Here is a 13,252-nt window from a genome sequence, read left to right on the forward strand (position 1 = left end):
CGCGGGCCCGCGGCCCCCCGGGCTCAGGCGTACTCGGTGACCGGCCCGCCCAGGGCGTCGCGCCGCTCGGGCATCGTGAGGCTGACCATCCGCCGCCAGCCGACGAGGCGTTCGTAGCCGTAGAGCAGGTGGATACCGGCGGCGAGCAGGGCCGCCTTGGGGGCGGGCCAGCCGAGGATGCGGCCCATGCGGTCCATGACGGCGAGGCTGACGTCGCGGTGGACGGCGATCTCGGCGAGCGCGCAGTCACGCAGGATCCGCTGGATGGTGCGGCCGTGGCCGTCGCGGGCGAGGCGGAGCAGTTCCTCATGGCAGTAGGCGAGGTGGTTGTCCTCGTCGTGGGAGATCATCCGGACCGCGCGGCCCAGCTCGGGATGGTCGGCGAAGTGCTTGCACAGCAGCCGCATCTGCTCGGACGCGCGCTGCTCGGTGACCCGGCTGTGCGCGAGGTAGGTGATGACGTCCTCCTCGGTGAGCGCTTCGGCGGCGCGCAGCCGGTCGTGGGCGAGGCCGATTCCGCGGCGTTCCAGGAGCATGGTGTAGTCGGCCGCGGCGGGCACGGTGGCCGCCTCCAGACCGCGTTTGCGCAGCAGGGCGCGGAAGATCCGGCCGTGTTTGTCCTCGTCGGCGCCGTGCCGGGCGGCCTTCGGTGCCAGGTCGCGCCGGGTGTCGGGCATGAGGGCGGCGATCCGCCCGTTCTCCCAGCCGCCCTGGGACTCCCCGCCCGCGGCGATGGAGCAGAAGAGTCGGTACGCCTCGTCGTTGCCGACGATTTCCCTGAACAGGCTCCGGGCCGAGAGCATCAGCGCCACCTCCGAAGGACATGCCTGGAGGAAAAGTCAAGGGCGGGGCGGCGCGCCCGGCAACCGGAGGCGAAGGATCGTTCCTCCGTGCGAAGGAGCCGGGACGTAACCGGGCGGACGGCATGGCGTTGTCCCCGGTGACGGCCGTGGCGGGGAGGCCCCCCGAGCCCCCACCACGGCCGCGGTCCGCAAGCCGCCCGGTGCCCGCGCACCGGGCGGCTTCCCGTCTCAGGCGAGGCCGGCCTTCTCCAGTGCCTCGGTGCCCGCGCGCAGGGCGGCGATCCGCTCGTCCAGGGTGAACCCGGCGGGCGCCAGCGTCAGCGTGGTGACGCCCGCGGCGGCGTACGCCTGCATCCGCTCCGCGATCCGCTCGACGGGCCCGAGCAGCGACGTCTGGTCGATCAGCTGCCGTGGCACGGCGGCGGCGGCGCCGTCCTTGTCGCCGCTCAGGTACCTGTCCTGGATCTCGGCGGCCTCCGCGCCGTATCCCATACGGGTGGCGAGCTTGTTGTAGAAGTTCTGCTTGCGGCTGCCCATCCCGCCGACGTACAGCGCGGTGTACGGGCGGAACATGTCGGCCAGCGCGTCGACGTCGTCGCCGACGGCGAGCGGCAGCGTCGGGCAGACGTCGAACCCGTCCATCGTCAGCCCGGCCTTGGCGCGGCCCGCCCGCAGGGGCGCGAGCGCGGTCTCCTCCAGGTGCTCGGCGGAGGGGAAGATCAGCAGGGCGCCGTCGGCGATCTCGCCGGTCTGCTCCAGGTTCTTCGGGCCGATCGCCGCGATGTAGAGCGGGATGCGCTCACGGGTCGGGTGGACGGTGAGCTTGAGCGGCTTGCCCGGACCGCCGGGCAGCGGCAGCGTCCAGTGCGCGCCTTCGTACGACAGGCGCTCGCGGGAGAGCGCCTTGCGGACGATGTCGACGTACTCGCGGGTGCGGGCCAGCGGCTTGTCGAACTTCACGCCGTACCAGCCCTCGGAGACCTGCGGCCCGGAGACGCCGAGGCCCAGCCGGAAACGGCCGCCGGAGAGCGAGTCAAGGGTGGCCGCGGTCATCGCGGTCATCGCGGGGGTACGCGCCGGGATCTGGAGGATCGCCGAGCCGACGTCGATCCGTTCGGTGCGGGAGGCGACCCAGGACAGGACGGTGGGGGCGTCGGATCCGTACGCCTCGGCGGCCCAGCAGACCGCGTAGCCGAGCCGGTCCGCCTCCTGCGCCACGGCGAGGTTGTCGCCGTCCATCCCGGCGCCCCAGTACCCGAGGTTGATGCCAAGCCTCATGCCGCTCCCCTTACCGATCAGTAACGTCACGTTCCGGGGACTCTAGCGCGCACCGCGGCCCGCCGTCATGAGCGGGTTGTCCACAGGCCCCCCGCGCACGGCCCGCGGCACCTAGCCTCGGGCGGTATGGGGAGCCTCGTGGAGCGGTGGCCTGTGCCGGAGCGCGCCGCCGTACGGCCTGCGCCGGCCGGTCTTCGGATGGCCGCCCAGGGACGGAGGACGCCGGCGCAGCGTACGGCGGCGTTGTCAGTGGCGGCGCTTACGCTTCCTGACGAGATCATCCGGGCGCCGGACGGCGTCCCGGCCCGGCCCACCACCATTTCCGATCACCACTGGAGCACGCTGTGAGCACCGACCGCCCCGCCGGCGAGACCGCGCCCGAGCAGAAGGCCGCGCCCGGCACCCCGCCCGCCCCCGCGGAGGCGGCCCCGGAGCCGGCCGCGTCCGGCGGCCCGGCGGAGGCGGCCACCCCGGAGGAGCCGGCGGGGACGGACGCCCCGGGCGGACCGGCGGACGCCTCGGAGGAGACGGCTGCCCCGGTGGGCCGGACCGAGGCTGAGCGGGCGGGAGCGGCTTCTCCTGGGGGCCGGGCGGAGGCCGGACCGGCAGGCGGTACGGGCGGGGCGCAGCAGGGCGCGGGGAGTGCCGAAGGGGCGCACGGCTCCGGTGGTGCGGTGTCCGGCCCGACGGCCCCGGGCGGAAAGGCCACGGCGGCGGCGCTGGCGGCCGCCGTGCGGGCGGTGGAGAGCGGGGAGCGCTCCGCCGCGTCGTTCTTCACCGAGGCGCCGCGGGTCCCGGCCGCCCGGCCCACGGCGGCACCGCCCCCCGCGGGCGCCGCGCGGCCTCCGCAGGGCACCCCGGGGACACCCGGCGACGCCCCGGCACGGGCGGCGGCCCCCGCCGGGGCGGCGCGGCCGGAGCCGGCCGCGCCGCCCCGTCCCCTGCCACCCACCGCCGAGGGCATCGACGGCGTACGCCAGGTGCTGGCGGCCGGCGGCGCCCCGGAGGCGCTGGCGGGCAAGGCGGCCGAGGTCCTCGGGGAGCGGGCCGGGCAGGCGCTGCGCGAGGACCCGTGGCAGCTGCTCGCGGTGCCCGGCGTCCGGCCCGAGCAGGCCGACACCTTCGCCCGCGCGCTGCTCGGCGCCGCCTGCGGGCCGGGCGACGAGCGGCGCGCCGCCGCCCTCGTCGGCTGGCTGCTGGAGCAGGCCGCGCTGGCCGGACACTCCGCGCTGGAGGCCGCCGCGCTGCGGGCGGCACTCGCCCAGCGGGCCGTGCCGGACCCGGACGAAGCGCTCCAGCACGCCCTCGCCGAAGGCGCCGCCCTCGTCTTCCAGGACCCCCTCGACACCGCGGGCCCCGCGCACACCGCCCCGGACGACGAGGAGGAGGCCCCCGTACGGGTGCTCCTGGGCCTCGACCGCTACGCCATGGCCGAGGAGAGCGTCGCCGAGGGCCTCACCCGGCTGCTCTCCACGTTCGAGGCGGCGGGAGACGGCGCACGCGGCGCGGCGCCGGAGGAGGCGGAGGCCGACGCGGCAGCCGTGGCCGGGCCGAAGACTCCGGAGGCCGCGGAGACCGGGCCCGGTGCCACGGCGGCAGCCGGGGAGGCGGTGCCGGAGGCCGGGGCGCCAGCCGCGGCGGCACCCCGGGACGCGGGGGCGGCAGGCCCCGAAACCACGGACGGCGGCAGCGCCCCCGCGGTGGCTGACGACACCACCCCCGCCCCCGGCGACGGCGGCGGCGGGAACGCCCCCGCAGCCGGGCCCGCGCGGCCGTCCGCCGCGGAGTGGGAGGCGGCGGCTTCGGCGGCGTCCTCCCCTTCCGCGGGGGAGCTGATCCGGGCGGTGGCCGACAGCGGCCTGGTGACCCACACCGGCGCCGAGGCGGCCCGTGCCGAGCCCGCCGCGCTGGTCGCCGCCGCCCGCGCCCTGGGGCTGCGCGCGTACGCCGCGACCCACACCGGCAACGGCCGCGCCCGGCTGGCCGCCCAGCTCCCCGCCCAGGACGCGGAGGCCGCGGTCACCGTCGCCGGGCTGCTCTCCGGCCAGGAGGGGCCGGGCCGGGACGCGGACGGGGCGCTCGCCCTCGATCTGCTCGTCGTCCTCGACGCCCCGCAGCTCGATCTGGAGACCGCGGCGGTGCTCATCGAGTCGCTGGCCGACGGGGTCCGGCTGGTGCTCAGCGGTGACCCGGGGGTGCTCTGGTCCGCCGGGCCCGGCCGCCTCTTCGCCGATCTGCTGGCCGCCCGCTGCTGCCCGCAGATCGCCTCGCGCACCCCGGACTTCGGCCCCGTCGGCGAGCTGGTCTCCGGTATCGGCATCGGGGAGCTGAATCCGGTGGAGGCGCCCGGCAAGGAGGTGGTGATCGTCCCCGTACGGGACGCACCGGAGGCGGTGCACCGCACGGTCCAGCTGGTGGCCGACTCGGTGCCCCGGGCACTGGGCGTTCCGTCACAGGACACACAGGTCATCACCGTCGGCCACGGCGGCTCGGCCGGCACCCGCGCGCTCAACGCCGCGCTGAAGGAACGGCTCAATCCGGGCCCCGGCCGGTTCGGCGGCTTCGACCCGGGGGACCGCGTCGCCCACTCCCCCGCCCCGGGGCGCACCGTGCCCGCCACGGTCATCGGAGCGGACGCCGACGGACTGCGGCTGGACTGCGACGGCGCGGTCCTCGTCGTCGACCGTGCCCGCGTCGAGGCCGGCGCCGTCCGGCACGGCTGGGCGCTCACCGCCCACCAGGCGGCCGGGATGCGCTGGCCCGCGGCCGTCGTGGTCCTGCCCGGCGACGCCGCCCAGGGCCTGAACCGCGCATGGGTCTACACCGCGTTCAGCCGCGGCGAACGCCATCTCTCGGTGGTCCAGGGCGTCGACCAGGCCCTCCCCCGCGCCGTCGCCGACATCCCGGCCAAGGACCGCACCACCCGCCTGCGCACCCTCCTCCAGCAACAGAACACGGAGCCCCCGGCGGAAACGCCCCTTCCGAACTGACCCACCCGCCCCGGGCGCCACCGCCACGCCCGGGGCGTACACGTGCCCGACCCGCCCGGCCCGGTACGAGGACTCCGGCCGAGGCCGCAGCCCCGGCAGGGTCCGCGTTCAGCCGCACGGCCGGGACGAACCGGTACGCGCCGCACTGATCCGCACGCTCCGGCCCCCACACAAGGGGCACCGCAGGTCCGGGCAGCACCGCACACCTCCGCCCCGCCCCCAACAGCGCGTCCGGGACGGCGCCCCGGCGACCAGGCAGACACCCACACGCGGCCTTGCCCCGGCCCCGCCACCCGGCACACACGACTGCCCCGGTCCGTCGGGAACATCTACGTTCCCGACGGACCGGGGCAGTACCGGATCCGGCCGGATCGACCGGATCGGATCGGACCGACCGGACCGGACCGACCTGGTTCAGGGCGGGTGCGCGGGGCTCACCAGGGCACCGCGCACCGGGGCCGGGCGCTCAGCGGCCCCGCTCGGTCCGCCCGCGGCCGTCCCCCTCGTCCTCGTCCAGCTCCTCGTCGAAGACCGAGCTGACGTCGAATCGGCAGACCACCTGCTGCGGATCGATGTCCTCGAACGGCTCGGACAGCCACTCCCCCGGCTCGGCCGGATCGTCGGCCGCCGCGACCCACAGCGTGGAGTCGCCTTCCTCCAGACCGAACTCCTTGTGCCGGGAGGCGATTTCGTCCGGTTCGAACTCACCGAAGAGGACCCCGAGCGCCGCGTACACGCTGGAGCCCGCCGCGGCACGGCCCTCCCCCGGGGCACGGGCGTCGTCCGCGGAGTCCGGGTCGAGATCGGCGACGCGCTGTGCCTGATGGAGCAGCCGCTGCGGATCGGCGACCGCGTAGTCCCGGCGGATCAGCACGCTCAGCGCGTTGGGCTCCTCCGGCCCCTGGTAGGCGGGGAGGTGGTCACTTCCGGGGATCTCGAAGGGAGTGACTTCGTCGTAGGTGTCGTAGAGCAGCTCGTCGTAGACCTCTGCCGCGGCGGCGAGTTCGTCGAACGCGGCGTAGACGGCGGGACCGTCCTGCCCCGCGCGGCGTTCCACCGCGTCGAGGTGACGGTCCAGTGCGGCTTTGACCGCCTCGGCGGCGGCACGTACCTCGGCAGCGGAAGGCTGCGCAGCATCAGACATAAGGCAGACGCTATCCGTACCGGGGCCGGTCCCGCACAATAGATGCGATGCCGGAATACGAATTCTGCGATGTGTACGTGCCGCGGGGGGTCTCCCGTAAGGCCGCCACACGCCTGCTGACCGACCACGCCGAGTACGGACACTGGGAGTTGGACCGCCTGCGGCTGAATCCCGACGGCAGCCGCAAGGTGCGGCTGCGCCGCCGGATCATCCGCCAGCTCCGCGCCACCTGGTGACCGTCCCCCACCCGGTGACGGTGCACACCGGCGGTACGCCGCGCCCACCGGGGCGCGGCGTACCGCCCTGTGGGCTGCGCACCCGCCGCCGCTCGGTAGCCGGACGCAACGGCGCCGCGCGACCGCTCGCAGCCATACCGCTCACGGACATACGGAACGGGCCCCGCCGGTGTGGCGGGGCCCGCTCCGTTCTGCGCTGCCGTGAAGGCGCTGCTCAGCCGCGTGCGGCGCGTGCCCTGCGGTAGAGCAGTGCGCCGCCGAGCATCAGCCCGGCGCTGGCCGAGGCCGCGTACCCGATCGATCCGGCACCGGTGTGCGCGAGCTCACGCGTCGGCCCCGGAGTAGTGACGATCTTGGCGTGCGACTCCGTCTGCGGCCGCGGTCCCGGTGTGGAGGGGTGCTCCTTCACCGGCTCACCGGGGCGCTGCGGCTCCGACGGCTTCTCCGGCTTCCCGGGCTTCCCCGGCTCGGCCGGGTGGGCCGGCCGGGTCGGGACCGCGTCGTTGCCGCACTCATTGCCGGAGGCGCCGTTGAGCGCGCCGATGACGTCGATGCTGTTGCCACAGGCGTTGACCGGGATGTCGACCGGCACCTGGACGTTGTTGCCGGACGCCACACCCGGCGAGCCGGTGGCGCCGCCCTCGGCGGACGAGCCGTGCGACGGGCTGCCGTGCCCGCCGCCCTGCTCCCCGCCCTGACCTGCGGGCTTGCCGCCCTGGTCGGACTGGCCGGCGCCCGGTGAAGTCCCGTGGGCGCCGGAGCCGTTGGCGCAGCTGTTGCCCATCGCGGGGTTCAGCAGGCCGACGACGTTGACGGTGTTGCCGCAGGCGTTGACCGGTACGTGGACCGGGACCTGCACGGAGTTGCCGGATGCGACACCGGGTGAGTGTGCCGCGCCTCCCCGGGCGCCCGCGTCGGCGTGTGCGTAGCCGACGGTGGCGGCCAGGATGCCGCCTGCGGCCGCCACGGTGATCAGGCCCTTGCGTGCGACCTGTCTCATAGGTTGTTCCCCTGCCTTGTGCCTTGCGAATGCGGACGGACGCGGGAGCGCACCGCCCGCCGAAATCCCCAGCGGCTCCGGAACGCGGGAGGCGCTCCGGAGCCGACCGGGTCGGACCCTTACGGGTGCAGAGCGACCTCAGTCGTTGATGCAGGTGTTGCCGAAGGCGGGGTTCAACAGCCCGATCACGGAGACCGTGTTGCCGCAGACGTTCACCGGGATGTGCACCGGCACCTGGATCACGTTGCCGGAAGCCACACCCGGGGAGCCGACGGCGACACCCGAGGCTCCCGAGTCGGCAACGGCCAGGCCCGCGCCGGCGAGCACGAATCCACCGGTGAGCGCCGCGGCAGCGACGACCTTCTTGATCATGTAAATCCTCCTACGTTGGCAGTGCGATCCCAGCCGCGGACCGCACAGCCTGTAACGAGACGGAGGGCGTTCAGGCTACGAACAAGGCACAGCATTCACTCTTTCCGGCGAAAAACCCCTAGATGTTGGGCAGTTCCCCCTCTCTGAGAGGGTCTCAGCTCGCGTCGATGAAGCGGTCCAGCACGCGGACGCCGAACTTCAGCCCGTCCACCGGCACCCGCTCGTCGACGCCGTGGAACATGCCCGCGAAGTCCAGCTCCGGCGGCAGCTTCAGCGGCGCGAACCCGAAGCCGCGGATGCCGAGCCGGTCGAACGACTTGGCGTCCGTACCGGCCGAGAGCATGTACGGCACGGCCTTCGCGATCGGGTCCTCGGCGAGCAGCGACGACTGCATCGCCTCGACCAGCGCTCCGTCGAAACTGGTCTCCAGGGCCTTGTCGGCATGGACGTCCTCGCGCTTGACGCGGGGGCCGAGGAGCCGGTCGAGATCGGCCAGGAACTCCTCTTCGTAGCCGGGCAGGAAACGGCCGTCGACATGGGCGGTGGCCTGGCCGGGGATGACATTGACCTTGTAACCGGAGCCGAGCTGGGTGGGGTTGGCGGTGTTCTTCAGGGAGGCGCCGATGAGCTTGGCGATGCCGCCGAGCTTCGCCAGGGTGTCCTCCATGTTCTCCGGGTCGAGTTCGGTGCCCAGCGCGTCGCCCAGTTCGTCCAGGAAGTGGCGGAGCGTCTTGGTGACACGTACCGGGAACTCGTGGCGGCCCAGCCGGCCGACGGCCTCGGAGAGTTCGGTGATGGCGTTGTCGCGGTGGATCATCGAGCCGTGGCCGGCGGTGCCGTCCACGGTGAGCTTCATCCAGTGCATGCCCTTCTGCGCCGTCTCGATGAGGTAGAGCCGCAGGTTCTCGTTGACGGTGAACGAGAAGCCGCCGACCTCGCTGATCGCCTCGGTGACGCCCTCGAAGAGAGAGGGGTGGTTGTCGACGAGGTGGCGGGCGCCGTACGTGCCGCCGGCCTCCTCGTCGGCGAGGAAGGCCAGCACGATGTCGCGGGGCGGCTTGCGGCCGGAGCGCATCCGGTCGCGGACGACCGCCAGCGTCATCGCGTCCATGTCCTTCATGTCCACGGCGCCGCGGCCCCAGACGCACCCGTCGGCCACCTCGCCGGAGAACGGGTGGTGGGTCCAGTCGTCGGCATTGGCCGGGACGACGTCGGTGTGGCCGTGGATGAGCAGGGCCGGGCGGGAGCTGTCCTCACCCTCGATGCGGGCGACCGTCGAGGCCCGGCCCGGGTGGGACTCGAAGATCTGCGGCTCCAGCCCGACCTCCGCGAGCTTCTCCGCGACGTACTCCGCCGCGACGCGCTCGCCGGGGCCGGAGTGGTCACCGTAATTGCTGGTGTCGATCCGGATCAGGTCCCGGCACAGGTCGACGACCTCGTCCTCGCCGGTGACCGTACGGGCCGGCTGTGACTCGCTCACGCTGCCTCCTTGGGTTCACGGCCGCGGCGCGCTCCCCCGAGGAGCCGCCCGCGGCGGGGTCCACCCGCCATCCTCCACCCCGGCCGGGCTCCGCCCAAGGCCGCAATGCTGCCGACATGCCCTGGTCACAGGCGCGCGCCGGGTGCGGCACGCGGGTGATCGAGCACCCCGAAAGGTTTGCTATTGTTTTCTCTGTCGGAACGGCCCAGGCCGCAACGGCAGACACCTTGTCCGGGTGGCGGAATGGCAGACGCGCTAGCTTGAGGTGCTAGTGCCCTTTATCGGGCGTGGGGGTTCAAGTCCCCCCTCGGACACCAGCGAAGACCCCAGTTGATCTGGGGTCTTCTTGCTTTTCCGGGCGGGGGCGGCGGTGTGGGCGCGCCCGGTAATTCCGGTGCGTCCGCAGGGCCCGCACCCGTAGCCTGCGCGCCGTCGGTGGAGTGGTGCGGGGAAGGGCGGGCGGATGCTGATCTTCGACGCGGATGACACGTTGTGGGAGAACAACGTGATCTTCGAGCGGGTCATCGAGGAGTTCCTGGACTGGATGGAGCGTCCCGGACTCGGGCGGGACGAGGTGCGGGCCGTGCTCGACGGGATCGAGGCGGCGAACGCGGTGACGTACGGGTACGGCAGCAAGGTTTTTCTGCGCAGTCTCGGGGAGTGTCTGGCGCGGCTGCGGGGGCGGGAGGCGAACGCGCGGGAGGCGGCGCGGATCGCCGGGTGGGCGGCGGCGTTCGACGGCGGGACGGTGGAACTGATCGACGGGGTGGAGCGGACGCTGGCGGAGCTGGCCGGGCGCCATGAGCTGCTGTTGCTCACCAAGGGCGAGACGGAGGAGCAGCGGCGCAAGGTCGCCGCGTCCGGGCTGGGCGGGCACTTCCGGGGCGTGCACATCGTGCCGGAGAAGGAGACCGCCACGTACGAGGGGCTGGTGCGGGAGTACGGCGTGGCGCCGGAGGAGGCGTGGATGATCGGCAACTCGCCACGGTCGGACATCCTGCCGGCGCGGTCGGCGGGGCTGAACGCGGTGTTCATCCCGCACGACCGGACGTGGGTGCTGGAGCACGCGGAGCTGGATCCGGCGGACGGGAAGGTGCTGCGGCTCGGGTCGTTCGGGGAATTGGTGCGGCATTTCTGAGCGGGCCCGGGGTGCGGTGACCGGCTCGGGGACGGTCGCGGTTCCTCTTCGCCCGGGGTTGTCCGGCGGCGCCGGAGGTGGTGCGGTGAGCGGGTCCGGGGCACGGCCCGGCTCCTTGCGTCCGAGGTTGCGCGGTGTCGCAGGTGGGGCGTGTACGGGAAGGGGTGGTGGCCCGTGGGTGGGGTCCGGGCGCACGTAGCATGGGCCGGATGAGTTCCAAGCGTTCCGGGCGGGTGGCCGCCGAGACTCCGTGCCGGGTCACCGTCTGCCGTGGTTGCTGCTGTGGTGACGGGGCGAAGGTGCCCGGTGTCGATCATGCCGGGCAGATTCCGCGGCTGCGGGCGGCGCTCGGGGGTGCCGCGCCGGTGCGGGCCTCGGAGTGCCTGGACGTCTGTGATCAGGCGAACGTGGTCGTGGTCCAGCCGTCGGCGGCCGGCCGGGCCGCGGGCGGGCGTCCGGTGTGGCTGGGGCTGGTCAACGACGAGGACGCGCTGGCGGACATCGCGGCGTGGATACGGGCCGGCGGGCCCGGTCTGGCCGAGCCGCCCGGGGTGCTCGATCTGTACACGTTCACGGTGTCGCGGCGGGTGCGGGCGGCGCTGGAGGACTGAGCGGGGCGGGGCGTCGCCGCTCACGGTGCGAGGGGCGACGGCCCGCCTTGGCCCGGAGGCCCGCCTTGGCCCGGAGGGCCGCCTTGGCCCGGAGGGCCGCCTTGGCCCGGAGGGCCGGAGGGCCGGAGGGCCGGAGGCCGCCCTTGCCCGGAGGCTGCCCTGACCAGTGGCCCGCCCTTCCCGGAGGCCCGGCCGCGCCCGGCGCTCCGTTCCGTACCGCGTGTTCCGTCGCTGCGGCGGCGCCGTTCCGGACGGTGTGTGCCGGGGATACGCGACGGGTCGTACGGGCGGGAAGCCGGTGCGGCGCCGTCGCGCATCCGCGGGTCAGGGCGGTGCGCGCCGCGGCCGGGGCGGGGCACCGGAGCGGGCCTGCCGGGTCACGGGTGCGCGGTGAAGGGCCCGTTCGGGGAAGGTCGCGCGTCCCGGTCGGAGTGCCTCGGGGAGGGCTCGCGGGGCGGTGCGCCGGGAGGGACCGTTCAGGCGAGGGCGCGTGCTGCCGCGCGGCCCGCGGTGCGGCCGGAGAAGAGGCAGCCGCCGAGGAAGGTGCCTTCGAGGGAGCGGTAGCCGTGGACGCCGCCGCCGCCGAAGCCGGCCGCCTCGCCCGCCGCGTAGACGCCGGGCAGAGGGGTGCCGTCGTCGGTCAGGACGCGGGAGGAGAGGTCGGTCTCCAGGCCGCCGAGGGTCTTGCGGGTGAGGATGTGCAGCCGTACGGCGATGAGCGGGCCGGCTTTGGGGTCGAGCAGGCGGTGCGGGGCGGCGGTGCGGATGAGGCGGTCGCCGAGGAACTTGCGGGCGCCGCGCATGGCCGTGACCTGGAGGTCCTTGGTGAAGGGGTGGGCCAGTTCGCGGTCGCGGGCGACGACCTCGCGGGTGAGCGCGGCCTCGTCGATCAGCGGTTCGCCCGTCAGGTCGTTCATCTGGCGGACCAGGGCGGGCAGGGTGCGGGCGGTGAGGAAGTCGGTGCCGTGGTCGAGGAACGCCTGGACGGGGCCGGGGGTGCCGCCGCGGGCGCGGCCGAGGACGTCGCGGATGGATTTGCCGGTCAGGTCGGGGTTCTGTTCGGAGCCCGAGAGGGTGAACTCCTTCTCGATGATCTTCCGGGTGAGGACGAACCAGGTGTGGTCGTGGCCGGTGCGCATGATGTGGTCGAGGGTGCCGAGGGTGTCGAAGCCGGGGAAGAGCGGCACGGGCAGGCGTTTGCCGGTGGCGTCGAGCCAGAGCGGGGACGGGCCGGAGAGGATGCGGATGCCGTGCTGCGGCCAGATCGGGTTCCAGTTGTCGATGCCCTCGGTGTAGTGCCACATCCGGTCGCGGTTGATGAGGCGGGCGCCGGCCTTCTCGGCGACGCCGAGCATCGCGCCGTCGACGTGGGCGGGGACGCCGGAGAGCATGTGGCGCGGCGGGGTGCCGAGCCGTTCGGGCCAGTTGGCGCGGACCAGCTCGTGGTTGCCGCCGATGCCGCCGGAGGTGACGATCACGGCCTGGGCGCGGAGGGTGAAGGTGCCGGCCGTCTCGCGGCTGCTGGGGGTGCCGCGTTCGGCGTCGGAGGGGACGAGGAGGTCGCCGCTGACGGTGTCGACGGCGCCCGCGGTGCTGGTCAGGCCGGTGACACGGTGGCGGAAGCGGAGGTCGACCAGGCCGCGGGCGGCGCCGGCGCGCACCCGGCGGGCGAAGGGGGCGACGAGGCCGGGGCCGGTGCCCCAGGTGATGTGGAAGCGCGGGACGGAGTTGCCGTGGCCGGTGGCGTCGTAGCCGCCGCGCTCGGCCCAGCCGACGACGGGGAAGAGGCGGACGCCCTGGCGGTGCAGCCAGGAGCGCTTCTCGCCGGCGGCGAAGTCGACGTACGCCTCGGCCCATTTGCGGGGCCAGTGGTCCTCGGGGCGGTCGAATCCGGCGGTGCCGAGCCAGTCCTGCCAGGCCAGGTCGTGGCTGTCGCGGATGCGCAGGCGGCGCTGCTCGGGTGAGTCGACGAGGAAGAGGCCGCCGAAGGACCAGTGGGCCTGGCCGCCGAGGGACTGTTCGGGCTCCTGGTCGAGCAGGATCACCTTCCGTCCCGCGTCGGCCAGTTCCGCGGTGGCCGCGAGGCCGGCCAGACCCGCTCCGATCACGATCACATCAGCGTCGTACGCCATCGTCAGCTCTCCTCACCGGGGCGCGCCGGACGCCCCGGACGCCGTGGTGGTCCGATCCTCCGCGCAGG

General features: G+C 74.3%; 11 protein-coding genes and 1 tRNA gene. 5 read left to right on the plus strand and 7 right to left on the minus strand.

Translation table 11 applies throughout. From position 1 onward, the window contains the following. Positions 1-23 precede the first annotated feature (23 nt). The gene (locus ACZ4M8_RS16065; protein WP_467607517.1) at positions 24-803 is read right to left on the minus strand and encodes a ferritin-like domain-containing protein; all 780 of its coding nucleotides are present in this window, start codon (positions 801-803) and stop codon (positions 24-26) included. A 228-nt stretch (positions 804-1,031) separates the two neighbouring features. Continuing rightward, positions 1,032-2,081: an LLM class F420-dependent oxidoreductase gene (locus tag ACZ4M8_RS16070; protein WP_467607520.1), complete on the minus strand. Its 1,050-nt coding sequence runs from the start codon at positions 2,079-2,081 to the stop codon at positions 1,032-1,034. Positions 2,082-2,425: 344 nt separating this feature from the next. Here ACZ4M8_RS16070 and ACZ4M8_RS16075 point away from each other — a divergent pair, with 344 nt between their 5' ends. After that, positions 2,426-5,071 carry a helix-hairpin-helix domain-containing protein gene (locus ACZ4M8_RS16075; RefSeq protein ID WP_467607522.1) on the plus strand — a complete coding sequence of 882 codons (2,646 nt, stop codon included), beginning with the start codon at positions 2,426-2,428 and terminating at the stop codon, positions 5,069-5,071. Between the two features lie 466 nt (positions 5,072-5,537). On the opposite strand, the gene ACZ4M8_RS16080 is transcribed toward ACZ4M8_RS16075, so the two are convergent. Next, positions 5,538-6,215, minus strand: coding sequence for a hypothetical protein (locus tag ACZ4M8_RS16080; RefSeq protein ID WP_467607525.1), 678 nt, complete (start codon positions 6,213-6,215; stop codon positions 5,538-5,540). A 47-nt stretch (positions 6,216-6,262) separates the two neighbouring features. Between ACZ4M8_RS16080 and ACZ4M8_RS16085 the strand changes: the two genes are divergently transcribed. Next, complete coding sequence (locus ACZ4M8_RS16085) at positions 6,263-6,451, plus strand: DUF5703 family protein (protein ID WP_006607658.1); 189 nt, start codon at positions 6,263-6,265, stop codon at positions 6,449-6,451. A gap of 214 nt (positions 6,452-6,665) precedes the next feature. Here the strand turns inward: ACZ4M8_RS16085 and ACZ4M8_RS16090 are convergent, their stop codons facing one another. From ACZ4M8_RS16090 to ACZ4M8_RS16100, 3 genes are all read right to left on the minus strand, one after another. Continuing rightward, positions 6,666-7,451, minus strand: coding sequence for a chaplin (locus ACZ4M8_RS16090; RefSeq protein ID WP_467607528.1), 786 nt, complete (start codon positions 7,449-7,451; stop codon positions 6,666-6,668). 138 nt (positions 7,452-7,589) lie between these two features. Continuing rightward, a complete protein-coding gene (locus ACZ4M8_RS16095) occupies positions 7,590-7,823 on the minus strand; it encodes a chaplin (RefSeq protein WP_467607531.1) in 234 nt (77 codons plus the stop codon). A 154-nt stretch (positions 7,824-7,977) separates the two neighbouring features. Then, on the minus strand, positions 7,978-9,303 hold the full coding sequence (locus tag ACZ4M8_RS16100; RefSeq protein WP_467607533.1) for a M20/M25/M40 family metallo-hydrolase: 1,326 nt from the start codon (positions 9,301-9,303) through the stop codon (positions 7,978-7,980). Positions 9,304-9,532: 229 nt separating this feature from the next. Between ACZ4M8_RS16100 and ACZ4M8_RS16105 the strand changes: the two genes are divergently transcribed. The 3 genes from ACZ4M8_RS16105 (at position 9,533) to ACZ4M8_RS16115 (ending at position 11,052) form a co-directional block, all read left to right on the plus strand. Further along, positions 9,533-9,620: transfer RNA gene (locus ACZ4M8_RS16105), tRNA-Leu, on the plus strand. Between the two features lie 146 nt (positions 9,621-9,766). Continuing rightward, complete coding sequence (locus ACZ4M8_RS16110; protein WP_467607535.1) at positions 9,767-10,441, plus strand: HAD family hydrolase; 675 nt, start codon at positions 9,767-9,769, stop codon at positions 10,439-10,441. Between the two features lie 209 nt (positions 10,442-10,650). Continuing rightward, positions 10,651-11,052: a (2Fe-2S) ferredoxin domain-containing protein gene (locus ACZ4M8_RS16115; RefSeq protein WP_467607538.1), complete on the plus strand. Its 402-nt coding sequence runs from the start codon at positions 10,651-10,653 to the stop codon at positions 11,050-11,052. Between the two features lie 476 nt (positions 11,053-11,528). Here ACZ4M8_RS16115 and ACZ4M8_RS16120 read toward each other — a convergent pair whose 3' ends face one another. Next, positions 11,529-13,184, minus strand: a complete 1,656-nt coding sequence (locus ACZ4M8_RS16120) for an FAD-binding dehydrogenase (RefSeq protein ID WP_467607541.1) — start codon at positions 13,182-13,184, stop codon at positions 11,529-11,531. Between the last annotated feature and the right edge of the window lie 68 nt (positions 13,185-13,252).

This window comes from Streptomyces sp. NPDC027185 (genome assembly GCF_055567035.1).